This is a genomic window from Bradyrhizobium sp. Pha-3 (genome assembly GCF_042258325.1).
Lineage (GTDB): Bacteria > Pseudomonadota > Alphaproteobacteria > Rhizobiales > Xanthobacteraceae > Bradyrhizobium > Bradyrhizobium elkanii.
The window spans coordinates 5,404,670-5,425,500 of the sequence record NZ_CP170151.1 but is presented as its reverse complement, the minus strand read 5'-3'; the positions used below and the strand labels follow the sequence as shown (position 1 = coordinate 5,425,500).

Sequence of the window (20,831 nt, the reverse complement as noted above, 5' to 3'; positions counted from 1 at the left end):
CGCCACCGCGCCGCCGCTGGCATCGCCGGCGCCGCTGGACCTGTTGGTGGCACAGAGGTCGCCGCCGCTGCGGATGGCGCTGGTGACGGCAGGCACAAGCTTCGGCTGCTCGAGTGGCCCGGTTGCGCGCGATCGGGCCATGGCCGCCTGGGATCAAGGAGGACGACATGGCTACCTATGAGAACAGTTCCACGATGCTCCGCGGGCTGCCTGGCCCGCCTTTATGGGTCTGCGTTCTGTTAGGCCTCGTCCTGATCGCCGCGGGCCTTCTGGTCCTGGGAGATGTCGTGCTTTTCACCGTGATCAGCGCCATCTTTATCGGCTGGACCGCCATCGTTGCCGGCGGGTTCGAAATCCTGCACGCCTTCTGGACCAAGGGCTGGGGTGGATTCGTATGGCAGCTTCTGCTCGGGGTGCTCTACCTTGCCTGCGGAATCGTCCTGCTCAGCCAGCCGGTGGCGAGTGCGCTGCTCCTGACCTATGCCCTCGGTCTCATGCTTTTGGTCTCCGGGATTGTGCGCATGCTGGTCGGCATCGGCCATTGGCAGCAGTCCGGCTGGATCATGCTGGCGTCCGGCCTGTTTGGCGTCCTGGCCGGCCTCATCATTCTGACCGGATTTCCGGCCACCGGGCTGTGGGTGCTCGGGCTGCTGCTGGGCATCGATCTGTTGTCCCATGGCATCGGATGGCTGAGCTACGCTTTGCAGCCAGCCGCCAGGGCGGCTCAATAGGTCGTCGATCCTCCAGGGAGCAGCGGAACTCTCACCAATTGCTGAAATCAAGTCGGTCCCTCGCGCACGGCGAGATCAATGAAGGTCTCGCGCGATGCGCCATCGGCGGAGAGTGGACATGTCGGGTTTGAGGAAGAGCGTCAGGGTTTCGGCGCTGGTTGCGTCGATTGCGATGAGCCTCGTCGCCTCGCGGCCGGCGCCGGCTCAGCAGGATGGCGGCGTGCTGTTCCAGAACGTACGCATTTTCGATGGCAAGAATGGTGCGCTGTCCGGGCCGTCCAATGTGCTGATCCGGAACAACAAGATCGAGAAGATTTCGAATGCGGCGATCACCGCCGACGCTCAGGTGATCGCCGGCGACGGACGGGTGCTGATGCCGGGCATGATCGACGCGCATTGGCATGCAATACTGGTACGCCCGACGCCGGCGGCCGTGATCGCCAGCGACGTCGGTTACACCAATCTTCTTGCGGCCGCCGAGGCAACGGCCACGCTCATGCGAGGCTTCACCACCATTCGCGACATGGGCGGGCCTGCCTTTTCCCTCAAGCGTGCGATCGACGAGGGTCTCGTCGCCGGTCCTCGCATCTACCCATCCGGTGCCATGATTACCATCACCGGCGGCCATGGCGACTTCCGGCAGCTGTCCGATCTGCCCAGAACGATCGGCGGCATGCTCAGCCGCATGGAGAGGATAGGCGGCGCCATCGTCGCGGACAGCCCGGATGAAGTGCGCGTGCGCGCGCGCGAGCAGCTCATGCAAGGGGCTACGCAGGTCAAGCTCACGGCGGGCGGCGGGGTGGCGTCGCCGTTCAGTCCGCTCGATGTGTCCACGTTTACTGAACTGGAGTTGCGTGCCGCGGTAGAGGCTGCCGAGAACTGGGGTACCTATGTCGCCGTACACGCCTACACGCCGGTCGCGATCCAGCGATCGATCGCAGCGGGGGTCAAGTGCATCGAGCACGGTCATTTGATGGACGACGCGTCGGCCCGCCTGATGGCCGAGAAGGGAATTTGGCTGAGCACCCAGCCCTTCCTCGATCTGTCGGGCGCGAGTGCTCTTGGACCTGCGGAGCAGGACAAGATGCGGCAGGTCGTTGCCGGCACCGACAGGGTCTACGGCTTTGCCAAGAAGTACAAGTTGAAGACGGCCTTCGGTACCGACGTCTTGTTCTCGAAGGCGCTCGCTGACCGGCAAGGCGCCATGCTGACAGCCCTCACGCGATGGTACACGCCGGCTGAAGCGCTCATCATGGCGACATCCACGAACGCCGAATTGCTCGCTCTGTCCGGGCTTCGAAATCCATATTCGGGCAAGCTGGGCGTGGTGGAGGAAGGTGCGCTCGCCGACCTTCTGCTGGTCGAAGGCAATCCGATCGACAACATCAAGCTGATCGAAGATCCGGCAAAGAACTTCCTGTTGATCATGAAAGATGGAAAGATCTACAAGAATCTTCTTGGTGGTGACCGGAACAAGTAGACGGACATGATGAGAAAGCGGGCCTGGCGGCCACCTCAGAGTGTCAGCTTGTAGCCGATATGGCTGCCGACGAATCCCAACCGTTCATAGAAGCGATGCGCGTCGGGGCGCGCCTTGTCGGTCGTGAGCTGCACGAGATTGCAGCCTCTGGCCCTGCATTGCTCGATCGCCCATTCGAACATCTGCTGCCCGACGCCTGAGCCCCGCTGCGTCTCGGCAATTCTGACCGCCTCGATCTGCCCGCGCCAGGCGCCCATGCGTGCCAATCCGGGAATGAAGGTCAGTTGAAGCGTGCCGATCACCGCGTCGTTCAAGGTCGCGACGACTTGCAACTGGTTGGGATCGGCAAGGATAGCCCGGAAGGCTTCGACATATTTCGGGTTCGGCGGGGAGCTCGCGTCCTCGCTGCTGGCCCAGGATGTCGTTGGCCAGTAGAGCAACGATCGCTGGAAGGTCGGCAAGTTCGGCGCGGCGGAAGGCGACGTCCGTCATTGAGCAATCTCCACAGAGGCGAGGTCGTGGCGCGATATGCGTTCTTGATCCCCGGAGCGCACAAGTGCAAGGACGGTCTTCTAGCGCTTGAATTGCGTTAGAAACATCCGCAGGGAATCGTGCGGGCTCTCGACGTCGGAAATCACCCAGCCGTCGGGCCTGTTGACGACGATAAAATTGAGCGTGACCGCGCGGCCCTCATTATCGAACGAGACGGTCAGATCGGTCCGGTCGAACTGCCGGCGCAGGACGGCGATCGAGATCGGGCCGAGCCGCCAGGTCGGGCTCTGCACCAGGAAATCGTACGGCGCATCGTGCGGGGCGGACCAGGCCGCGCGCAGGGACGAATCGAAGAATTGCCGGGCAGCGTCCTCGTCGTGCGGCAGTCCATTGGAAAACGCAGGGCTGCCTTTGCCATAATAGGCGTAGACGTTGCGGATCAGCGATTCCGGTGTGCGGAACCCGGCGTCGGCGGTGGGGGCGCCCAGGGCGGCCGCAACGAGCGAGAAACCCGCGAGGATCTTGACGCGTCCCATCAGCTTTATTTGCCGTTGCCCCTGACATATCTTGCAGGGAAATCCTTCCGAACGAAAGCCGGCCGGCGCGATGCGCGAACTTTTCGACGATGTCCCAGTACAATCTCCGTTCGATCCGCGGGAGGCGGTGCGGCGCCACATCCGCACGCCCCAGCGCAAGCGGTTCTACACCAGCGCCGGCGTCGCGGAGGCCGACGGCGGATTTTCGATCACGCTCGACGGCAAGCCGATCCGCTCGCCGTCCGGCAAGCCGATCGCGGTGCCGACGCGGGCCCTTGCGGACGCGGTGGCGGCGGAATGGAATGCGCAGGGCGAGACCATCGATCCCATGAGCATGCCGCTGACGCGCCTTGCCAACAGCGTGATCGAGGGGGTGATCGATCGCGTCGGCGAGGTAGCCGAGGATGCGGCCAAGTTCCTCGGCAGCGACCTCTTGTTCTATCGCGCCGGGTATCCCGAAACGCTGGTGGCGCGCGAGGCACGGCATTGGGATCCGATCCTGTTCTGGGCCGCTGACGCGCTCGGCGCTCATTTCGTGATGGCCGAGGGGGTCATGCATGTCGGCCAGCCCGAGCCTGCGATCAAGGCGGCGCGGGCGGCGTTCCCGACCGACCCATGGTCGGTCGCGGCGCTCCATGTGGTGACGACGCTGACCGGCTCGGCGCTGCTGGCGCTGGCGCTGGCGCACGGTGTCCGCGACGAGGATCAGGTCTGGGCCGCCGCCCATGTCGACGAGGACTGGAACATCGAGAAATGGGGCGTCGACGAGGAGGTCGCCGCCCGCCGCGCCGCCCGCCAGCTCGATTTCAAGGCCGCCGCGGGCGTGCTCAGGGAGCTCAAGCCGGCCGCCGGTTAACGAGGGGTTTACGGCGCCGGGCTAGCCTGCGGCACGTTCCTCGCGCCTGGCCGAGACCCCCGACATGGCACTTGCCATCAATCCCGTGCTGCCGGTGCTCGCCTCGAAGGAGGCGGACAGCGTTGCGCCGGATCTCACGCTCGAGGCCGGCAGCGTCGTCAATGCGGAGGTGCTGAAAGTGCTGTCCGCCGATCTGGTGCGGATCGCGATCGCGAGCCTCTCGATCGACGTCCAGACCGAGGTGCCGCTGCAGCAGGGCCAGAACCTGCAGCTCGCGGTGTCGCAGACCAAGGACGGCATCCGCCTGCAGCTGGTCGGGCAGGGCCCGGACACCGGCGATGCCGTACGGCTGTCGCCGGCGGCCAGCGCCACCGATGCCGCCCAGCCCGTCGCCACGGCACCGAAGGCTGTGCTGACGCCGCTGGAGCGCGTCACCATCACCGCGACCGCACAGCATGCGGCGGCGGTGCAGGGCAGCCAGGCGCCGCTGTTTGCCAATCTCGCCGCGGTCGCCTCGGCCAATCTGCCGCCGAAGCTGCAGGCTGCGATCGCGCAGGTGCTGGCGCAGCAGACCGGGCTCGACGCGAATTTGAGCGGCGATGCGGTCAAGGCCGGCTTGCAGAAATCCGGCCTGCTGTTCGAGGCGACGCTGGCCGCGGGCGTTGCGCCCGCGAGCGGCAGCGCGCCCGATCTGAAGGCCGCGCTGATCGTGCTGCGCCAGGCGCTGACCTCGCTCGAGAGCGCTGATGCCGGCAGGCCGGCGTCCACCACACCGCTCCAGCAACCGGCGCTGGCCAGCGCCGCCACGGCGCCGAGCCCCGTGCAATCCGGCACGCCAGACCTCGACGTTCAGGAGATCCTGCTGCCGCAGGCCCGCCTGCCGGTCGCCGAGGATCTCAGCCGCGGCACCGCAGGGCTCGCCGGAGCACTCGCGGATGCGCTCGATGCCGGCCCGTCCTCCGGCGGCGCGCTCAATCTCATTCAGGAAGCGCTGCACGAACTCGGCAACGCGGCACGGCAAGGCGCCGCGCCGAGGGAGATGCTGCCGGGCGAGGTGCCCGCACGCGGCAATACGCCGCCGCCGCCATTTCACGGCGCGCTGCCGTCGGCCCAGGCCGTCGCGGAGCCGTCGATCGCACCGGGCGCGCCGCTCGCGACCACCGCGCATCGCCTGCTGGAAAACACCGATGCGGCGCTGGCGCGGCAGACGCTGCTGCAGGTCGCCTCGCTGCCGGACCGCGGCGACGCTGCGCGCCCGCAGCTCGACGCCATGCTGCCGCGCTGGAATTTCGAGATCCCGTTCCTGACCCAGCAGGGCACGGCGATGGCGCAGTTCGAGATTTCCCGCGATGGCGGCGGCCATGAGGTCGAGGCGGCCAAGCGGGTGTGGCGCGCGCGCTTTACGCTCGATGTCGAGCCGGCCGGCCCGGTGCACGCGCTGGTCTCGCTGAACGGCGAGCGCACCTCGGTGCGGATGTGGGCCGAGCGGCCCTCGACCGCCGCGCAATTGCGCGCCGGCGCGTCCGAGCTGAGCCAGGCGCTGACCAGGGCCGAGCTTACGCCCGGCGACATCGAGATCCGCGACGGCAGCCCGCCGCAACCCGCACCCGCCCGCGCCGGCCATTTCCTGGACCGCGCATCATGAGCGAGGCCACCAACCAGCTCGCGGTCGCGCTGCATTACGACCACGCCGGCGCGCCGCGCGTGGTGGCAAAGGGCAAGGGCGCGATCGGCGCCAAGATCATCGAGGTCGCCAAGGCCAACGACATCCCGATCGAGGAGAACGAGGTGTTGGCCGGCGCGCTCTCCAATGTCGAGCTCGGCGACGAGATTCCGGCCGAGCTCTACAAGGCCGTCGCCGAGGTGCTGGTGTTCGTGCTGCGGATGTCGGGCCGGGCGCGGTAGCGGGCGCGTTTCCGAGCGAAGTGGACACCGGTTCGCGTGAAGAAAACGCGTCAAGAACGGAGTCTTATTGCCATCCTTTCACCACGATGGCATCAGCATCGTCGTCAATCCGAACCTGCCCAGGACTTGTCGTGATCCATCGCCGCCATGCGCTCGGTCTGCTTGCTGCCGCTACGATCCTGCCGTCGCGCAGCTTCGCCAACGTGTCCTACCAGCGCAGCGAGTTTCGCGAGGAGCTGCAAAAGCGGTTCTTCGATCTCGGCACCGAGGGCACCTTCGTCGGCTACAAGGTCGACGATTATCTAATCATCGCCAGCGACAAGGTCCGCTCGGGCGAGGGCAAATTGCCGGCCTCGACCTTCAAGATCCCGAACGCATTGATCGCGCTCGAGACGGGGGTGGTGCAGGACCCCGACAAGGACGTCTTCAAGTGGGACGGCACAACCCGCAGCATCGAGGCCTGGAACAAGGATCACACGCTGCGCTCCGCGCTCGCCGTGTCGGCGTTTCCGGTGTTCCAGGAGATCGCCCGCCGCATCGGCGAGGAGCGGATGAAGAAATATCTCGAGATCATCGACTACGGCAACCGCGACATCGGCGGCGGCATCGACCAGTTCTGGGTGACCGGCAATTTGCGGATCGATCCGGTGCAGCAGATCGATTTCCTCGACCGGCTGCGCCGCGGCGTGCTGCCGGTCGGCAAGCACAGCCAGCAGCTGGTGTGCGACATCCTCCCCGTCACGAAGGTCGGCGAGACCGTCATCCGCGCCAAGACCGGCCTGACCGACAAGGAGCACGGCTCGCTCGGCTGGCTGGTCGGCTGGGCCGAGAAGGGCACCGACATCACGGTGTTCGCGATGAACATGGACTGCAAGACGCAGGCGCAGATCGATGCGCGGATGAGCGTCACGCAGCAATGCCTCACCGATATCGTCGCGCTGTGATGAGCTGATCTGCGTGTTCATCGCTGGCTGGCGCTACGTAGCTCGACTAGCATCCTCCGATAAAATCAAGCGGAGGAATCATGCATTCAGCAACAGTCTGGCTCTCGTCGCTCACGCTGGCCGCGGCCGGCGGCTGGCTCGCGGCGACGGTGTTCTCGGCGCCGGCCACCAGCAAGGAGCCGCGCTTCCCGCAGCTCACGATGGAGCAGCTCAGCGACCTGCAAAAACCGCTCGGCGAGCAGATCATGAAGGTGTCGAGCGTCGGCATCGGCGGACCCTACAATCCGATGATCAGGAGCCCGGTGCTCGGCCAGCGCCTCTACGATCTGTTCTATTATCTGCGCTGGCAGACCTCGGTGCCGACCAGGCTGAACGAGTTCGCGATCCTGATCATCGGCCGGCAGTGGCGCTCGCAGGTCGAGTGGTTCGCGCATGCGCCGCTCGCAGCCAAGGCCGCCTGCCGCCCGACGTCATCGCCGAGCTGAAGGCCGGCAACCGCCCGTCGAAGATGGCCGACGACGAGGCGGTCGTGTACGACTTCGTCACCGAGCTGACCACGACCAAGAAGGTCTCCGACGAGACCTATGCGCGCGCCAGGAAGATCTTCAACGATCAGCAGATCGTCGACCTCACCGCGGTCGCCGGCAATTACGTGATGGTGGCGATGATCCTGGCGATGGCGGAGGAGACCGTGCCGCCGGGCAAGGAGGAGCCGTTCAAGGTGGGTGAGAAGTAGGGCGCCGCTGCGTCGGGTGACTGCCAGCACAGTCACGAAGGCGGTGTGCTCCCTCTCCCGCTTGCGGGGGAGGGTTGGGTTGGGGTGGGGGCTCTCTCCAGGAGTCACATCGTGGAGAGAGCCCCCACCCGAATTGCATCTTCGATGCAATACGACCTAAGAGCGAGCTTCGCTCGTCTCGACCCCCGCAGGCGGGAGAGGTGGAACCACTCTGCCTCGAGACCTTCATCCCAACTCATCCTTAGTCTAGCGCCCGATCGCCCGCTGCAAGGTCGGCATCAGTTTCGGGTCGCGGCATTGCGCGACGTTGAAGCGCATGAAGGCGGCGGCCGTCTGCGAGGCGCTGAACACGTTGCCTGGTGCCAGCACGATGTTGTCGGCAAGCGCGGCGCGCGCCACGTCGGCGGAATCGCACCCGTCGGGCAGATGGCACCACAGATAGAAGCCGCCGCGCGGCATCAGCCAGGGTGTGACGCCGATGCGCTGCAATTTGTCGCCGACGTCGCGGCGGGCGCGGGCAAGGCGCCGGCGCAGCTCCTCGACATGCTTGCGATAGAAGCCGCTCGACAGCACGCTGGCGATGATCTCGGTCGCGACCGCGCTCGGGCCGCCGAAACCGGTCGCGACCTGGAGATCGACGAGATCCTCGATCCAGCCCGCGCGCGCGGCGATGAAGCCGCAGCGCACCGATGCCGACAGCGTCTTGGAGAAGCTGCCGATCCGGATCACGCGGCTCAGGCCATCGAGCGCAGCGAGCCGCGCCGAAGGCTCCGGCTCGAAGTCCGCAAAGATGTCGTCCTCGACGATTGTGAGATCGTAGGCCGCCGCCGCATTCAGCACGCGGTGCGCGGTCTGCGGCGACAGCGTCGCTCCGGTCGGATTATGCAGCGCCGAGTTCGTGACATAGAGCCGTGGCCGCTCGGCGGCCAGTGTCGCCTCGAAGCTCGCGACATCGGGTCCCGACGCCGTGTAGGGCACGCTGACGATGCGCACCTGATGTGCGCGCAGCAGCGCCCGGAAATTGAAGTAGCAGGGATCGTCGACCAGCACGGTGTCGCCGGGCCGCAGCAGGAAGCGGCAGACGAGGTCGATCGCCTGCGTGCCGGATGCGGTCAGCAAGAGCTGCTCGGGCGGCACCTCGATTCCCTCATCGGCAAACCGTGCCATCAGGATCCGCCGCAGCGCGAGCGAGCCGCGTGTCGCACCATAGTCGGAGAGCACGGCGTCGTCGGCCCGCGCCAGGCCGCGCAATGCGCGCCGCAGCGCCTCCGTCGGCATCCACTCGGCCGGCAGCCAACCGCAGCCGGGCTTGAGCGCGCCGGTCTCGGCATCGAGCGATTGCCGCGACACCCAGAACGGATCGACCGCGCGGTCGCGCTGTGGCTGGTCCTTGGCGAGCGCGAGCGGCGGCAGCGCCGCGGACGAGACGTAGAAGCCGGAGCCGGGCCGGGCCCGGATCAGGCCCTCGGCGACGAGGCGGTCATAGGCTTCGACGACAGTGGAGGGCGACACGCCCATGGTCGCGGCCAGGCCGCGGATCGAGGGCAGGCGGTCGTCGGCGACCAGCGCGCGGCTCGCCACCTTGGCGCGGATCGCGTTCATCACGTCGGTGGTCCGCGTCGCCTTTGGTGCATCGGATTGCTGTTGCAAGTGTATGCCTACCTTTGCCCATACAGTTTTGCGATATTGTACTGATCTGTAGCTGCCTTGGCGAGCCTCCGCTGGCTATGGTCGGTGCGAAGGCCGCGTGAGATTCGGTTGAATCGGTCCGGCCGCAATCTCGCTGCACCTCTCCCGCTTGCGAGGGAGGTCGCATCGCATCGAAGATGCGATGCGGGTGGGGGCTCTTGTCACGTAGAGATAGTCTCTTCGTGGAGAAACCCCCACCCCAACCCTCCCCCGCAAGCAAGCGGGAGAGGGAGCAGTTCGCGGCTCGACCTCAACTCGCGACGCGTCCCGAAGGTGAGGTACAATGGACAAGGCTTCGATCGACGGCTGGGGCAGCGGCTTGCTCGGCGTGATTATCTTCAGCGGCTCGCTGCCGGCGACCCGCGTGGCCGTCGCCGGGTTCTCGCCGCTGTTTTTGACTTCGGCGCGGGCGGCGATCGCGGCGTTGCTCGGCGCCGCGCTGCTGGCGGTGCTGCGGCAGCCCTGGCCGCAGCGCAAGGACCTGGTGTCGCTGACGATCGTCGCGCTTGGCGTCGTGATCGGCTTTCCGCTGCTGACTGCGCTCGCGCTCCAGCACATCACCTCGGCGCACTCGATCGTGTTCATCGGGCTGCTGCCGCTGTCGACCGCCGTGTTCGGCGTGCTGCGCGGCGGCGAGCGGCCGCAGCCGCTGTTCTGGCTGTTCTCCTGCATCGGCAGCGCGACGGTCGGCGCGTTCGCCCTGTCGAGCGACGGATCGGCGTCGCTGACCGGCGACCTCCTGATGGTCGCCGCCATCATCGTCTGCGGCCTCGGCTATGCCGAGGGGGCTGCGCTGTCGCGGCGGCTCGGCGGCTGGCAGGTGATCTCCTGGGCGCTGGTGCTCTCGGCGCCGGTGGTGCTCTTGATGACGATCATGACGCTGCCGCCGAGCTGGCAGGGCATCGGCGCGCCGGCCTGGCTCGGGCTCGCTTATGTCTCGATCTTCAGCATGCTGGTCGGCTTCGTGTTCTGGTATCGCGGCCTTGCGATCGGCGGCATCGCCAGCGTCGGCCAATTGCAGCTGCTGCAACCGTTCTTCGGCCTCGCGCTGGCCGGCTTGCTGCTGCACGAGCAGGTGGCATGGTCGATGATCGCGGCGACCCTGCTGGTCGTGGTCTGCGTGGTGTTCGCGCGCCGCTTCGCCTGACGTCTGTCTCTCCTCATGGTGAGGAGCGCGGAACGCGCGTCTCGAACCATGAGGCCACAGGCGGGCCTGCATCCTTCGAGACGCCGCTTCGCGGCTCCTCAGGATGAGGACATAGAGTTCGGGCCTCGTCAGCTCAGCTTGAACAGCGCCTGCAGGAAATCGCTGACCGCCTTGCGGACCTCGAGCGCGGTGGTCGGGTTGCCGCCGACATGCGGGCCGAGCTCGACGCAGGCGTCCTTGTAGCTGAACGGCGCCTGGGTCGATGCATTCATCAGCACGCCGCCTTCGCCTTCCCTGATGGTGCAGTGGCGCACGGTCTGCGATCCCGTCGCTTCCACCACCGTGTTGTTGCCGATCAGGCCGGCGTCGAAGCCGTGCGCGGAATCGGGATACTCCGTCAGCACCACGTCGCGCTTGGCCTCTTGCAGCCGCGCGACATAGGCCTTGCAGCTCGCCACCGGATTATAGTCGTCGGGCGTGCCGTGGAAGATCCGGATCGGCCGCGCCGCGACCTCGGTATCGGTCAGATAGCCGGTCGAGCAATCCGGATAGAACGGGATGTAGGCCGCGAACTGCACGCCGGATTTGTTCCAGAGCTTGTTGAAGCGGTCGAGGCTGGCATAGAGCGTGGCCTGGCCGCCGCGCGAAAATCCCATCAGCACGATGCGCTCGGGATCGACCCGCGGATGTTTGGCGAGGATCTCCAGCGAATGATAGATGTCGACAATGAAATTGAGGCGGCCGAGCAGCGCCTGGTTCGGTCCGGTTGCGGTGAGGCCGCGGCCGGAGAAGCCGTCGATCACGAAGGTCGAGATGCCCATGCCGTTGAAATGGCGCACCCAGCCGTCCATCCCGGCGCCGACGCCGCTCGAGCCATGCATCAAGACCACGACCGGCAGCCGGCCGCTGCCTTGCGCGATGCGGAATTCGCCGCCGACGGTGACCGCCTTGCCGTTGCCGTCGCCGTTCAGGAATTGCTGGTCGGAGATCGTCAGCGAGGGGATGCCGTAGATCTCGGTGCGCGCCGCGATCTCCTTCGGAATCTGCTGCGCGCTGGTCTCGATGCAGGTGAACAGCACGGCGCAGCAAAACAGGATCGCGGTCGCGGCCAGGCGCCAGTCTGTCAGCATCGATTCCCCCGGAGGTTGTCTTGATTGGCCGCGACTACAGCAATCGACGCGCACGCTGTCAATTTGACCGGCCGTGCGTGACGTCAGAAAGCCGGCGCTAGGCGGGCTCCTGCGCCTTCCCGATCCGCCCGAGATGGGTGAAGCCAAAACCAACAGAATATTTCAGCCCGTAGCCGAGCGCGCGGTCGATCCCGATATGGGCGAGCCAGATCATCGCGATCGAGAGCACCAGCGGTCCTTCGCCGGCAAAACCCAGCGTCATCAGCGCCACCGGCGCCAGATAGGTGTGGGCGGCGTTGTAGGCGATGGCGCCGGCCCGCGGGCTGATCAAGTAAGCGGCGAAGCTGATGTCCGGTACCAGGAACAGCAGGACGTAGACCAGCCAGGAACCCTCCCACTTGTAGTAGAGCACGGTCATGCCGAGGAACAGCACCAGCCCCTCCAGCCGGAGCAGGGTGCGCACCCCGCCGGTCGCGGCACCGGTCTCGGCCGTGGTCGTATCTGTCATCGCTGTCTCCCCAGATGTCGGAAAATCCTACCGTTTTTGCGCCCGAACCCGCTCACAAGCGGCTTTCCGGTTCCGAAACGGCCGTGCTAAAGCCATTTCCGAACGAAGCGGACCTCGGCTCGCGCCGGGACGCGGACTGTAGCTAACACGGGCGGAAACAAATGAAAGATATCCTCGATACCCTCGAAGAGCGGCGCGCCGGCGCCAAGCTGGGCGGCGGCGAAAAGCGCATCGAGGCGCAGCACGCCCGCGGCAAGCTGACCGCCCGCGAGCGGATCGAGCTCCTGCTGGACAAGGGCTCGTTCGAGGAGTTCGACATGTTCGTCGAGCACCGCTCGATCGAGTTCGGCATGGAGAAGACCAGGATCCCGGGCGACGGCGTCGTCACGGGCTGGGGCACCGTCAACGGCCGCAAGACGTTTGTCTTTGCCAAGGATTTTACGGTGTTCGGCGGCTCGCTCTCCGAAACCCACGCGCTGAAGATTACGAAACTTCAGGACATGGCGATGAAGGCGAGGGCGCCGATCATCGGCCTCTATGACGCCGGCGGCGCGCGCATCCAGGAGGGCGTCGCGGCGCTCGCGGGCTATTCCTACGTGTTCCGCCGCAACGTGCAGGCTTCGGGCGTGATCCCGCAGATTTCCGTCATCATGGGCCCCTGTGCCGGCGGCGACGTCTATTCGCCCGCCATGACCGACTTCATCTTCATGGTGAAGAACACCAGCTACATGTTCGTCACCGGCCCCGACGTGGTGAAGACCGTCACCAACGAGGTGGTGACCGCCGAGGAACTCGGCGGCGCCTCGGTGCACGCCACGCGCTCCTCGATCGCCGACGGCGCGTTCGAGAACGACGTCGACGCGCTGCTGCAGATGCGCCGCCTGATCGACTTCCTGCCCTCGAACAACACCGACGGCGTGCCGGAGTGGCCGAGCTTCGACGATATCGGCCGGGTCGATATGTCGCTCGACACGCTGATCCCCGACAATCCGAACAAGCCGTACGACATGAAGGAATTGATCCTGAAGGTCGTCGACGAGGGCGACTTCTTCGAGATCTCGGAGACCTTCGCCAGGAACATCGTCACCGGCTTCGGCCGCATCGCCGGCCGCACCGTCGGCTTCGTCGCCAACCAGCCGATGGTGCTGGCCGGCGTGCTCGACTCGGACGCCTCGCGCAAGGCCGCGCGCTTCGTGCGGTTCTGCGACGCCTTCAACATCCCGATCGTCACCTTCGTCGACGTGCCGGGCTTCCTGCCGGGCACCGCGCAGGAATATGGCGGCCTGATCAAGCATGGCGCGAAACTGCTGTTCGCCTATTCGCAGTGCACGGTGCCGCTCGTCACCATCATCACCCGCAAGGCCTATGGCGGCGCCTTCGACGTCATGGCGTCCAAGGAGATCGGCGCCGACATGAACTACGCCTGGCCGACCGCACAGATCGCCGTGATGGGCGCCAAGGGCGCGGTGGAGATCATCTTCCGCAGTGACATCGGCGACCCCGACAAGATCGCCGCCCGCACCAAGGAATACGAAGACCGCTTCCTGTCCCCCTTCATCGCCGCCGAACGCGGCTACATCGACGACGTCATCATGCCGCATTCGACAAGGCGCCGGATCGCACGGGCGCTTGCGATGCTGAAGGACAAGAAGGTGGAAATCCCGGCGAAGAAGCACGACAATTTGCCGTTGTGAGGAGAGCGTGGGGTGGGTTGGCGCAAGCGCAACCCACCATCTTCGTTCATGATCCGCGGCGGTTACGGCTTCCGCCTTCGCTCGTTGAGCTACGGCGGACGCCGTCGCCTAACCCGCCCTACAACCCATCCGACTTTTGGACCAAGACCATGAGCTTCGTCCTGCAAGTTGCCAGCGCTTCCGATCGTGATGAGTTGGTGACTGAAGTCTGGTAGAATGAGCAGTTGGTTGCGGAAGTGCGCCGGGTGCTGACGGCAAGCGATTCATCGATCTGCATGCGAGCCCTTCGCGGATGCGGTGGTCATTTGAATTCTCAGACTGGCTCGCCGTGATGAATAAAGTGAACGGTAGCGTGTAGGACGACACTGGAGTGTGATCGTGGCCCGGCTTTCGTTATCCGACAAGCTGACGATTGCTGAGTTAGAGACGGGGCGCGAACATTTACTGCTGGAGCCCGCGTCACAAAGGCTCTTGATGAGTTTGCGGCGCAGACTGCAATCCATCACTCAAAACATCTACATAGTTCGGCATATCCCCGAACAGGCTGAGGGCCTGTTTGACGTCCTCGTCGATGGCAAGCTGGTCGTCCATATCGAGCTGCCACGCGATGCGCGTACCGAAGAGGTTGTGTTCGAGATATTTGGTATTGAGGAGGACCTGAACACTCGGGAGCACCTTATGAAAATAGGACGCCGTCGACTCAAACTGGCGCTTGAGCTTGCAGAACAACGCGCAAGGCGGACGGGCAAAACGTAAACCATCTTGTGGCGACGAGCGCGGCGGGTTACGGCTTCGCTAACCCGCCCGACAGGTTCGAGCCTGATGACCGAAGACGATCCGACCGACGAGATTTCCGAGATCGAGGCGCAGATCGAGGAGCTTGCCGAGAGCGCCGAGCGCTCCCGGCGGATCATTCTCGGGTCGAAGGTCGCGATCGCAGGCGGGTTTGCGTTGCTGGCCGTCGCGCTGCTTGGGCTGTTAGGCGCTGGTCAGACTGCGGCACTCGGATCGATCGCACTGGTGCTCGGCGGCATCGTGTCGCTCGGATCGAATGTCAGCACGCTGCGGCAGACCGAGGCTGCGATCAGCACCGCCGAGGCGCGCCGCGCGCGTCTGATCGGCGATATCGACCTGCGGCTGGTTCACGATGCGCCGCTGAAGCTGATGTGAGGGGGCAGCGGGCGCGCAAAGCGGCGCCACAAACTCAGTGTCGTCCCGGCGAAAGCCAGGACCCATTACCCCAAATCTCAATTGTTGCGCGATGCTGGGGCCGCGATCCCGTTCATCATCAAATGCGGTGGTTGATGGTGTGGACGGCCCCCTACGGCATCAGTGTGCCAGAATGAGGTTGTCTAGATCTCATACATGGGAGCCGTCCGTGAACCAGATTATCCGCATTGGGATTGATACGTCGAAGTATATTTTTGTGCTGCATGGGGTTGATGCGGCGGAGCAGGTGGTGCTGCGCAAGAAGCTGTCGCGCAAACAGGTGCTGGAGTTCTTCGCCAAATTGCCGCCGACCGTGATCGGGATGGAGGCCTGCGGGGCTTCGCAACATTGGGCGCGGGAGCTTTCCAAGCTCGGTCACGAAGTGAAGCTGATGGCACCGCAATTGGTTAAACCCTACGTGATGCGGAACAAGAATGACGGGCGGGATGCAGAGGGTCTGTGTGAAGCGATGAGCCGGCGGAGCATGCGCTTCGTGCCGGTGAAGACGGCCGAGCAGCAGGCTGCGCTGATGCTGATGGGTGTCCGCGACGGATTGATCGTCCGGCGCACCCAGCTGACCAATACGATCCGCGGCCATGCGGCGGAGTATGGCCTGATCGCACCCAAAGGACTGGACGCGATCGAGCCACTGCTGGCGCGGATTGCGCAGGACGAGACGCTTCCCACCCTGGCGCGCGAGCTGTTTGTGGTGCTGGGCCGGGAGCGCGCCAGGCTCGAGGGTGAGTTGAAGGCGGTTGAGGCCAAGCTGATGGCTTGGCACCGCGGCGATGCCACGGGCCGGCGCCTGGCTGAGATCCCCTCGGTCGGTCCGATCGTTGCAACCGCGCTGGTGATGAAGACACCTGATCCGCACGCGTTCCGTTCTGGTCGTCATTTTGCGGCCTGGCTGGGATTGACACCCAAGGACCACTCTACCGCCGGCAGGACCAGGCTTGGCAAGATCACGCGGGCGGGCGATGAGGACCTGCGCCGTCTGCTGGTCATCGGGGCCACAGCGGTGATCCAGCAGGCCAGGCGGGGACGCGGTCATCACTCGCGCTGGCTGCTGGCCCTGATCCAGCGCAAGCCGCCGAAGCTTGCGGCCGTGGCGCTTGCCAACAAAGTAGCCCGTATCGCCTGGAAGTTGATGGCGACGGGCGAGAGTTACGAGGCGGCACGGATCAAGCCCATGACAGCCGCCGCCTAATCGATTGGCCGGCCGGCGGGCTCGCTCGTCAGCCGACCCGGAGCTGCAAGAGCAGATGGAGCGACGATCGAGCAACGATGCGAGACAGTCCGCAGGACCCATCGGCAAAAGGCCGCGTGGTTGTTTGGAACTCGCATCGCGCAAACCATCTTGGCCAGCGATCCATTCGATCGCACCCAACAGGCCGGACATATGGATGCAAGCGATCCGATCTCACCAAACAGCTCTTGTGCCACGGGGGCCGTCCACATATGGGTCCTGGCTTTCGCCAGGAAGACAGCGGCTTCTCGACTCAAACGCCGGCGTCTCTGGGAAACTGGATTCCGCATGCACGGGTGCTGACACCGTACAGGCTGTTTGAGATGTGAATCGGAATCTCACCCACGTCGTCCCGGGCAAGCGGAGCGCGACCCGGGACCCATAACCACAGCTCGATCTTGTTGCACGACGTTGGGGCCACAGCTTGCTTCAACAACGTAACGCGGTGGTTATGGGTCCCTGCTTCCGCAGGGACGACGGCGCAGCAAGCGACGCGTGTCCTCAGCCCGACGCCAGCGGCACGTAGTCGTATTCGCCGACGCCTTGCAGGATCAAAAAGGTCAGCGACGTCGTGCCGGCATTGGTGACGAGGTGAGGACGGGTCGGCTTCACGGCATAGACTTCGCCGACCTTCAGGTTCACTTCCTCCTTCGGCTCCTGCAGGAACAGCCGCATCTGGCCCTCCAGCACATAGAAGGTGTCGGAGATGTTGCTGTGGGTGTGCCACGGCACCTTCTGGGTCGGCGAGAGTTGCAGCTCCATGATGCGGAAGCCGGGGCGGGCGGCGTGCTGGGCGCGGCGCTCGACTTCGTAGAGATGGCTGGCGTCCTTGACCGGTTGTCCTGGCTTCATGGCGGCCTCCCTGTGGTGTTGTCCCGTCGGGCGGGAAGGCGATGATGCTAGTCCTGTTCTGCCGCGCGCGGAACGGCCGGAATGGTCATGGCGGGCGCGCACGGTGCGTAGGGCGGGGCGGCCGTAACGCGCCCGGCAAGACCTCACTTCATCCCCATGCAGTTCGCATAGAATGTGGTCGTCGCCGGCCAGTCGGAAAACATCGCGCGGACGCCGACCTGTTTTGCCAGCACGTCGAGCACGGCCAACGTGTCGCCGTCGCGGTCGATCGCCGCCTTCACCGACTTGTGGTAGAACGCACCGCCCTTGTTCAGCGGGCCGTCGCGCTCCAGCGACCAGCCGATCAGATCGAGGCCAGCCGCCTTCGCCGCCCTGGCGTAAGCCGACGGGACGATCTCGCCCTTGTCGTTCAGCGCCAGCATCGCGAAGATCGGCGGCCCCAGGATCGCGATGCCGGAGGCCTTCAATTCCTGCATCGACGGCTTCCAGGTCTCCGGCCGGTTCGGATCGAGGCCTGCTTTCTCGTAGCGGTCCTCGAGATAGAGCGCCTGGCTCGCGAAATCGGGTTCGGTCTTCACCCAATAGAGGATGTCCTTGAGGCTGAAGCTCTGCGGGAACACGTCGCTCGGCGGAATGCCGGCGGCCTTGTAGGCGGCGAGCATCTGGGTCGCATATGTCTCCTGGGTGTAGTCGCCGTCGAACGGCATCGCCACCTCCGGCGCCTTCAGCTCGGGCGTGAATTTTGCGCCGAGACTTCTGATCAAGGCGATGCTCTCGTCGTGGCTCATCAGCGTGCCGGAATTGCCATAGAGGTCGGTGCGCCAGCGCGGCGTGCCGTTCTGGTAGTCCTCCGGCGTCTTCGCATCCGGATTGAAGCCGTCCATTTTCGCGGTGAGCCGCTTGAATTCGGCGAGCGTGATGTCGCTGGTGCAGCACTTAGCCGAGGCCTTCCTGCCGGTGGCGGGATCGGCCGGGCTGAAGGGTTGCGTGCATTTTGCGGCGAGATCCGGCACCGTCAGGATGTTGGTCGTGGTGTGCAGGTCGCATTGCGAGTGCCGGCACACCAGCTGGCGATCTCGCGTGAAGGTGACGTCGCATTCGATCACGCCGGCGCCCATCCGCGCGGCGGCGAGATAGGATTCGCGGCTATGCTCGGGGAATTGCAGCGCGGCGCCGCGGTGGCCGATCGAAAAGTCGGTCTTGTGGAACGGCCCGGTGCACTGGCTGAGCTGCTGCCTCAGGGGCCCGTCCTTCATCTTGTCGACCAGATAGAACGGGCGCGGCCCGAGCTGCGCCTCGCGCGGCAGCGCGATCTCCCCGGCGGCAGCCGGCAGCGCGGAGCCGAGGGCGAACAGGAACGCGAGCAGGGCGGCGCGGTGACGGGCAAGCATGGGTGATCCCCCTGATCAGGCATTGTCAGCAGACCGACATATCACGGAGCATGGACCGGCCGCGTGTACGAAATTGAAACCATGGAGGAAACAATGCCGGCAGCCTATTTCGTCGTCCGCGCCACCGTCACGGATGCCGCCAGGCGTCCCGCCTTCGATGCCTGGTATTCGCGCGAGCATCTACCCGACGCGATGAAATCGTTCGGCGCCGAGCGCGCCTGGCGATGCTGGAGCCTGAGTGATCCGTCGCTGCACCAGGCGACCTATCAGTTCGCCGACGAGAAGGCGCTTGAGCGCGCGGTGAACAGCGATGACATGAAGCGGCTGGTCGCCGACTTCAACCGCGACTGGCCGGAGGTGACGCGTACGCGCGATCTCCTGGTGCTGGCGGAGGAGGCAACGGCGGCATGATGGTTGCGTGACGTCACGACGTCGACGACCCTCGAGTTCCATGAAACGTGAACGCGCGGTTCCGCGAGCGTTCAGGTCGCGAGGCAAAAACTCGCTGCCGCAGTTGGTCCAGCTCAGCAACAAAGGGAAACGCTCATGGAACGCCGGGATTTTCTGAAGATGGCCTTCGGTGTCGCCGCCGGAGCCGTCACCTTCGCCGCGACGGCGCAGGCGGCGCCGCTCGCGCCGCTTCCCCTCGACCAGGATGCACGCGCACCAGCGGCTGGCGAAGCGCATCCGGCCGTCACCACGGGCGACGAGGTCGGCCGCATGAAGCCCGAGCAAGTACGCTGGCATCATCGCCACTGGGGTTGGCGTCACTGGCACTGGCACCGCAGGCATTGGGGCTGGCGCCGCCACCATTGGCGCCGTCATCACTGGCGCCGCTGGTGATACCGACTCCATGACGAAAAGAAAAACCCCGCACCAGGCGGGGTTTTGTTAGTTCGAAATGTGCCGCGATCAGATCGGGCGGCAACGGCCGTAGCGCCAGGCAAAGCCGTAAGGGCAGGCGCGGACACGCGGCGCCACCACGACGGGGCGCTCGACCACGACCGGCGGACGCACGACGACGGCGCCCGGCGCGACGACGACGCCGCGATTCCTGACGCAGCCACCATAGGGGCCACGGTGCCAGCCGGGGCCGCAGCCACCGGCCGCATCAGCGGCGCTGATGCCGGCGAATGCGGTCGTCAGCAAAACTGCTGCAGCAAAAAGATACTTCATGTCTTCTCCTTTTTATTTGGGCCGCGCTGCGGCACCGCAACAAACTTTCGTCTACCGATTCGCCCGGCCGGATCATTGCAGAAGCCGTGCCCGATGTCGCCGACCATAATGTTGCGGCCTGAATGCGACATGAATGTTGCAGCTCACACCTGCGTCAGCGCGCCGCAAGTCGGCTCAGCATCACTTCGAAATATTTCGCAGACGCGACAGCCGCGCGCTAATGGCGAGCATGTGAATGAAAATGCATCGGAAGACGAGGCAAGCGAGACCGGCGGTTCATCGACGCTTGCCGGAAGGCGCGCCGCTATTGGCCCGGGCCGAACAGCGCGGCGAATCGCTTCTCGCCGTTGCGCGAAAAATTGACCACGCGGCTGCCCGGCGCAGCATCGCGCGCGGCCCATTTCAGTTCGGTGAAGCGGTCCATCATGGCAGCGCCCAGCGTGCCGGCGAGATGATGCCGCCGCTCGCTCCAGTCGAGGCAGGCCTTGCACACCGGACGGCGCGGATGCGTCAGCGCATCGGCGTCGATCTGCAGCTCCTCGGCCATGAAGCGCTTGCCTTCGCCGGTGAGCTCGATCGCCTGCTTGCTCTGGCGGACCAGCTTCTGCCGCTTCATGCTGTCGAGCATCTGCACGCCGAGATCGCCGGCGAGATGGTCGTAGCAGATGCGGGCGCGGCGCAGCGCCGGATCCTTCGGCCCGGTCCGCACCCGCATATGGCCGGCGCGGGCGGCGATGCCCTGCAGGCCTTCGAGCACGTCGGCGACGTCGGGGTCAGAGAGGCGGTAGTAGCGGTGGCGGCCCTGCTTCTCGGGCTCGATCAGCCCGCCGGCCTCGAGCTTGGCAAGATGTGAGCTCGCCGTCTGCGGCGTGATGCCGGCCTCCTGCGCCAGCTCGCTCGCGGTCAACGCCCGGCCGGTCATCAGCGCGGTCAGCATGTTGCAGCGTGCGGGATCGCCGACCAGAGCGGCGATCCGGGAGATGTCGGGTCCTGCTTTCATAGTTCGATGATAGCCGAAGCATCGAGGTCGGACAAGCCGCTATTGTTCACCGTGCCGTCATTGCGAGGATTGCGTCGCTGACGCTCGCAATGGCGGAAACATGACCGGA

23 protein-coding genes and 1 pseudogene are annotated in these 20,831 nt (G+C 65.4%); 15 read left to right on the top strand and 9 right to left on the bottom strand.

All coding sequences use genetic code 11. The features are described 5' to 3' along the window. The first annotated feature begins 167 nt into the window (after nucleotides 1-167). Complete coding sequence (locus ACE10X_RS25655) at nucleotides 168-731, top strand: HdeD family acid-resistance protein (RefSeq protein WP_038388523.1); 564 nt, start codon at nucleotides 168-170, stop codon at nucleotides 729-731. 172 nt (nucleotides 732-903) lie between these two features. Then, entirely contained in the window at nucleotides 904-2,211 is a 1,308-nt protein-coding gene (locus tag ACE10X_RS25650; RefSeq protein ID WP_375763034.1) for an amidohydrolase family protein, read from the top strand. Between the two features lie 35 nt (nucleotides 2,212-2,246). Here ACE10X_RS25650 and ACE10X_RS25645 read toward each other — a convergent pair. Both ACE10X_RS25645 and ACE10X_RS25640 read right to left on the bottom strand, forming a co-directional pair. Beyond that, nucleotides 2,247-2,703: pseudogene (locus tag ACE10X_RS25645) on the bottom strand (GNAT family N-acetyltransferase). Between the two features lie 80 nt (nucleotides 2,704-2,783). Continuing rightward, nucleotides 2,784-3,239 carry a hypothetical protein gene (locus tag ACE10X_RS25640; RefSeq protein WP_038388520.1) on the bottom strand — a complete coding sequence of 152 codons (456 nt, stop codon included), beginning with the start codon at nucleotides 3,237-3,239 and terminating at the stop codon, nucleotides 2,784-2,786. 70 nt (nucleotides 3,240-3,309) lie between these two features. On the opposite strand from ACE10X_RS25640, the gene ACE10X_RS25635 reads away from it, so the two are divergent. The 6 genes from ACE10X_RS25635 (at nucleotide 3,310) to ACE10X_RS25610 (ending at nucleotide 7,680) form a co-directional block, all read left to right on the top strand. Next, a complete protein-coding gene (locus ACE10X_RS25635; protein WP_375763033.1) occupies nucleotides 3,310-4,095 on the top strand; it encodes an ATP12 family chaperone protein in 786 nt (261 codons plus the stop codon). Nucleotides 4,096-4,159: 64 nt separating this feature from the next. Continuing rightward, nucleotides 4,160-5,740 (top strand): flagellar hook-length control protein FliK, encoded by a 1,581-nt coding sequence (locus ACE10X_RS25630; protein WP_038388519.1) that lies wholly within the window; start codon nucleotides 4,160-4,162, stop codon nucleotides 5,738-5,740. After that, nucleotides 5,737-6,000 carry an EscU/YscU/HrcU family type III secretion system export apparatus switch protein gene (locus ACE10X_RS25625; RefSeq protein ID WP_038388518.1) on the top strand — a complete coding sequence of 88 codons (264 nt, stop codon included), beginning with the start codon at nucleotides 5,737-5,739 and terminating at the stop codon, nucleotides 5,998-6,000. The genes ACE10X_RS25630 and ACE10X_RS25625 overlap by 4 nt, the downstream gene beginning before the upstream one ends. 131 nt (nucleotides 6,001-6,131) lie before the next feature. Further along, a complete protein-coding gene (gene blaOXA / locus ACE10X_RS25620) occupies nucleotides 6,132-6,944 on the top strand; it encodes a class D beta-lactamase (RefSeq protein WP_038388517.1) in 813 nt (270 codons plus the stop codon). An 80-nt stretch (nucleotides 6,945-7,024) separates the two neighbouring features. Continuing rightward, complete coding sequence (locus tag ACE10X_RS25615) at nucleotides 7,025-7,429, top strand: hypothetical protein (RefSeq protein WP_244436068.1); 405 nt, start codon at nucleotides 7,025-7,027, stop codon at nucleotides 7,427-7,429. Then, nucleotides 7,366-7,680 (top strand): carboxymuconolactone decarboxylase family protein, encoded by a 315-nt coding sequence (locus ACE10X_RS25610; RefSeq protein WP_375763032.1) that lies wholly within the window; start codon nucleotides 7,366-7,368, stop codon nucleotides 7,678-7,680. Before ACE10X_RS25615 ends, ACE10X_RS25610 begins: the two co-directional genes overlap by 64 nt. Before the next feature lie 246 nt (nucleotides 7,681-7,926). Here the strand turns inward: ACE10X_RS25610 and ACE10X_RS25605 are convergent, their stop codons facing one another. Next, nucleotides 7,927-9,282 (bottom strand): PLP-dependent aminotransferase family protein, encoded by a 1,356-nt coding sequence (locus ACE10X_RS25605; protein ID WP_051003358.1) that lies wholly within the window; start codon nucleotides 9,280-9,282, stop codon nucleotides 7,927-7,929. A 370-nt stretch (nucleotides 9,283-9,652) separates the two neighbouring features. On the opposite strand from ACE10X_RS25605, the gene ACE10X_RS25600 reads away from it, so the two are divergent. Next, a complete protein-coding gene (locus ACE10X_RS25600) occupies nucleotides 9,653-10,516 on the top strand; it encodes a DMT family transporter (RefSeq protein ID WP_038388514.1) in 864 nt (287 codons plus the stop codon). Between the two features lie 128 nt (nucleotides 10,517-10,644). On the opposite strand, the gene ACE10X_RS25595 is transcribed toward ACE10X_RS25600, so the two are convergent. Both ACE10X_RS25595 and ACE10X_RS25590 read right to left on the bottom strand, forming a co-directional pair. Beyond that, nucleotides 10,645-11,646: a dienelactone hydrolase family protein gene (locus ACE10X_RS25595; RefSeq protein ID WP_038388513.1), complete on the bottom strand. Its 1,002-nt coding sequence runs from the start codon at nucleotides 11,644-11,646 to the stop codon at nucleotides 10,645-10,647. Between the two features lie 97 nt (nucleotides 11,647-11,743). Beyond that, nucleotides 11,744-12,154, bottom strand: a complete 411-nt coding sequence (locus tag ACE10X_RS25590; RefSeq protein WP_038388512.1) for a DUF4260 domain-containing protein — start codon at nucleotides 12,152-12,154, stop codon at nucleotides 11,744-11,746. Nucleotides 12,155-12,315: 161 nt separating this feature from the next. Here ACE10X_RS25590 and ACE10X_RS25585 point away from each other — a divergent pair, with 161 nt between their 5' ends. From ACE10X_RS25585 to ACE10X_RS25570, 4 genes are all read left to right on the top strand, one after another. Further along, nucleotides 12,316-13,848: an acyl-CoA carboxylase subunit beta gene (locus ACE10X_RS25585; RefSeq protein WP_028339274.1), complete on the top strand. Its 1,533-nt coding sequence runs from the start codon at nucleotides 12,316-12,318 to the stop codon at nucleotides 13,846-13,848. 378 nt (nucleotides 13,849-14,226) lie between these two features. After that, the gene (locus ACE10X_RS25580) at nucleotides 14,227-14,604 is read left to right on the top strand and encodes a hypothetical protein (RefSeq protein ID WP_157788182.1); all 378 of its coding nucleotides are present in this window, start codon (nucleotides 14,227-14,229) and stop codon (nucleotides 14,602-14,604) included. A 66-nt stretch (nucleotides 14,605-14,670) separates the two neighbouring features. After that, nucleotides 14,671-15,018, top strand: coding sequence for a hypothetical protein (locus ACE10X_RS25575; protein ID WP_038388507.1), 348 nt, complete (start codon nucleotides 14,671-14,673; stop codon nucleotides 15,016-15,018). A 208-nt stretch (nucleotides 15,019-15,226) separates the two neighbouring features. After that, nucleotides 15,227-16,264 (top strand): IS110 family transposase, encoded by a 1,038-nt coding sequence (locus ACE10X_RS25570; RefSeq protein WP_038388997.1) that lies wholly within the window; start codon nucleotides 15,227-15,229, stop codon nucleotides 16,262-16,264. 540 nt (nucleotides 16,265-16,804) lie between these two features. On the opposite strand, the gene ACE10X_RS25565 is transcribed toward ACE10X_RS25570, so the two are convergent. Both ACE10X_RS25565 and ACE10X_RS25560 read right to left on the bottom strand, forming a co-directional pair. Next, a complete protein-coding gene (locus tag ACE10X_RS25565; protein ID WP_028339273.1) occupies nucleotides 16,805-17,155 on the bottom strand; it encodes a cupin domain-containing protein in 351 nt (116 codons plus the stop codon). 143 nt (nucleotides 17,156-17,298) lie between these two features. Continuing rightward, nucleotides 17,299-18,546, bottom strand: a complete 1,248-nt coding sequence (locus tag ACE10X_RS25560) for a glycerophosphodiester phosphodiesterase family protein (RefSeq protein ID WP_375763031.1) — start codon at nucleotides 18,544-18,546, stop codon at nucleotides 17,299-17,301. A gap of 93 nt (nucleotides 18,547-18,639) precedes the next feature. Between ACE10X_RS25560 and ACE10X_RS25555 the strand changes: the two genes are divergently transcribed. Then, a complete protein-coding gene (locus ACE10X_RS25555) occupies nucleotides 18,640-18,957 on the top strand; it encodes a hypothetical protein (RefSeq protein ID WP_375763030.1) in 318 nt (105 codons plus the stop codon). A gap of 135 nt (nucleotides 18,958-19,092) precedes the next feature. After that, entirely contained in the window at nucleotides 19,093-19,389 is a 297-nt protein-coding gene (locus ACE10X_RS25550; RefSeq protein ID WP_375763029.1) for a twin-arginine translocation signal domain-containing protein, read from the top strand. Between the two features lie 69 nt (nucleotides 19,390-19,458). Here the strand turns inward: ACE10X_RS25550 and ACE10X_RS25545 are convergent, their stop codons facing one another. Together ACE10X_RS25545 and ACE10X_RS25540 are read right to left on the bottom strand one after the other, a co-directional pair. Continuing rightward, nucleotides 19,459-19,722, bottom strand: a complete 264-nt coding sequence (locus ACE10X_RS25545; RefSeq protein WP_016839912.1) for a GCG_CRPN prefix-to-repeats domain-containing protein — start codon at nucleotides 19,720-19,722, stop codon at nucleotides 19,459-19,461. Between the two features lie 304 nt (nucleotides 19,723-20,026). After that, the gene (locus ACE10X_RS25540; RefSeq protein WP_051003077.1) at nucleotides 20,027-20,722 is read right to left on the bottom strand and encodes a helix-turn-helix transcriptional regulator; all 696 of its coding nucleotides are present in this window, start codon (nucleotides 20,720-20,722) and stop codon (nucleotides 20,027-20,029) included. Between the last annotated feature and the right edge of the window lie 109 nt (nucleotides 20,723-20,831).

Coding starts and splice junctions, on each gene's coding strand:
- ACE10X_RS25655 (WP_038388523.1), top strand. CDS start 168: ATGGCTACCTATGAGAACAGTTCCACGATGCTCCGCGGGCTGCCTGGC.
- ACE10X_RS25650 (WP_375763034.1), top strand. CDS start 904: ATGAGCCTCGTCGCCTCGCGGCCGGCGCCGGCTCAGCAGGATGGCGGC.
- ACE10X_RS25640 (WP_038388520.1), bottom strand. CDS start 3,239: ATGGGACGCGTCAAGATCCTCGCGGGTTTCTCGCTCGTTGCGGCCGCC.
- ACE10X_RS25635 (WP_375763033.1), top strand. CDS start 3,310: ATGCGCGAACTTTTCGACGATGTCCCAGTACAATCTCCGTTCGATCCG.
- ACE10X_RS25630 (WP_038388519.1), top strand. CDS start 4,160: ATGGCACTTGCCATCAATCCCGTGCTGCCGGTGCTCGCCTCGAAGGAG.
- ACE10X_RS25625 (WP_038388518.1), top strand. CDS start 5,737: ATGAGCGAGGCCACCAACCAGCTCGCGGTCGCGCTGCATTACGACCAC.
- ACE10X_RS25615 (WP_244436068.1), top strand. CDS start 7,025: ATGCATTCAGCAACAGTCTGGCTCTCGTCGCTCACGCTGGCCGCGGCC.
- ACE10X_RS25605 (WP_051003358.1), bottom strand. CDS start 9,282: ATGAACGCGATCCGCGCCAAGGTGGCGAGCCGCGCGCTGGTCGCCGAC.
- ACE10X_RS25600 (WP_038388514.1), top strand. CDS start 9,653: ATGGACAAGGCTTCGATCGACGGCTGGGGCAGCGGCTTGCTCGGCGTG.
- ACE10X_RS25595 (WP_038388513.1), bottom strand. CDS start 11,646: ATGCTGACAGACTGGCGCCTGGCCGCGACCGCGATCCTGTTTTGCTGC.
- ACE10X_RS25590 (WP_038388512.1), bottom strand. CDS start 12,154: ATGACAGATACGACCACGGCCGAGACCGGTGCCGCGACCGGCGGGGTG.
- ACE10X_RS25585 (WP_028339274.1), top strand. CDS start 12,316: ATGAAAGATATCCTCGATACCCTCGAAGAGCGGCGCGCCGGCGCCAAG.
- ACE10X_RS25575 (WP_038388507.1), top strand. CDS start 14,671: ATGACCGAAGACGATCCGACCGACGAGATTTCCGAGATCGAGGCGCAG.
- ACE10X_RS25565 (WP_028339273.1), bottom strand. CDS start 17,155: ATGAAGCCAGGACAACCGGTCAAGGACGCCAGCCATCTCTACGAAGTC.
- ACE10X_RS25560 (WP_375763031.1), bottom strand. CDS start 18,546: ATGCTTGCCCGTCACCGCGCCGCCCTGCTCGCGTTCCTGTTCGCCCTC.
- ACE10X_RS25555 (WP_375763030.1), top strand. CDS start 18,640: ATGCCGGCAGCCTATTTCGTCGTCCGCGCCACCGTCACGGATGCCGCC.
- ACE10X_RS25550 (WP_375763029.1), top strand. CDS start 19,093: ATGGAACGCCGGGATTTTCTGAAGATGGCCTTCGGTGTCGCCGCCGGA.
- ACE10X_RS25545 (WP_016839912.1), bottom strand. CDS start 19,722: ATGAAGTATCTTTTTGCTGCAGCAGTTTTGCTGACGACCGCATTCGCC.
- ACE10X_RS25540 (WP_051003077.1), bottom strand. CDS start 20,722: ATGAAAGCAGGACCCGACATCTCCCGGATCGCCGCTCTGGTCGGCGAT.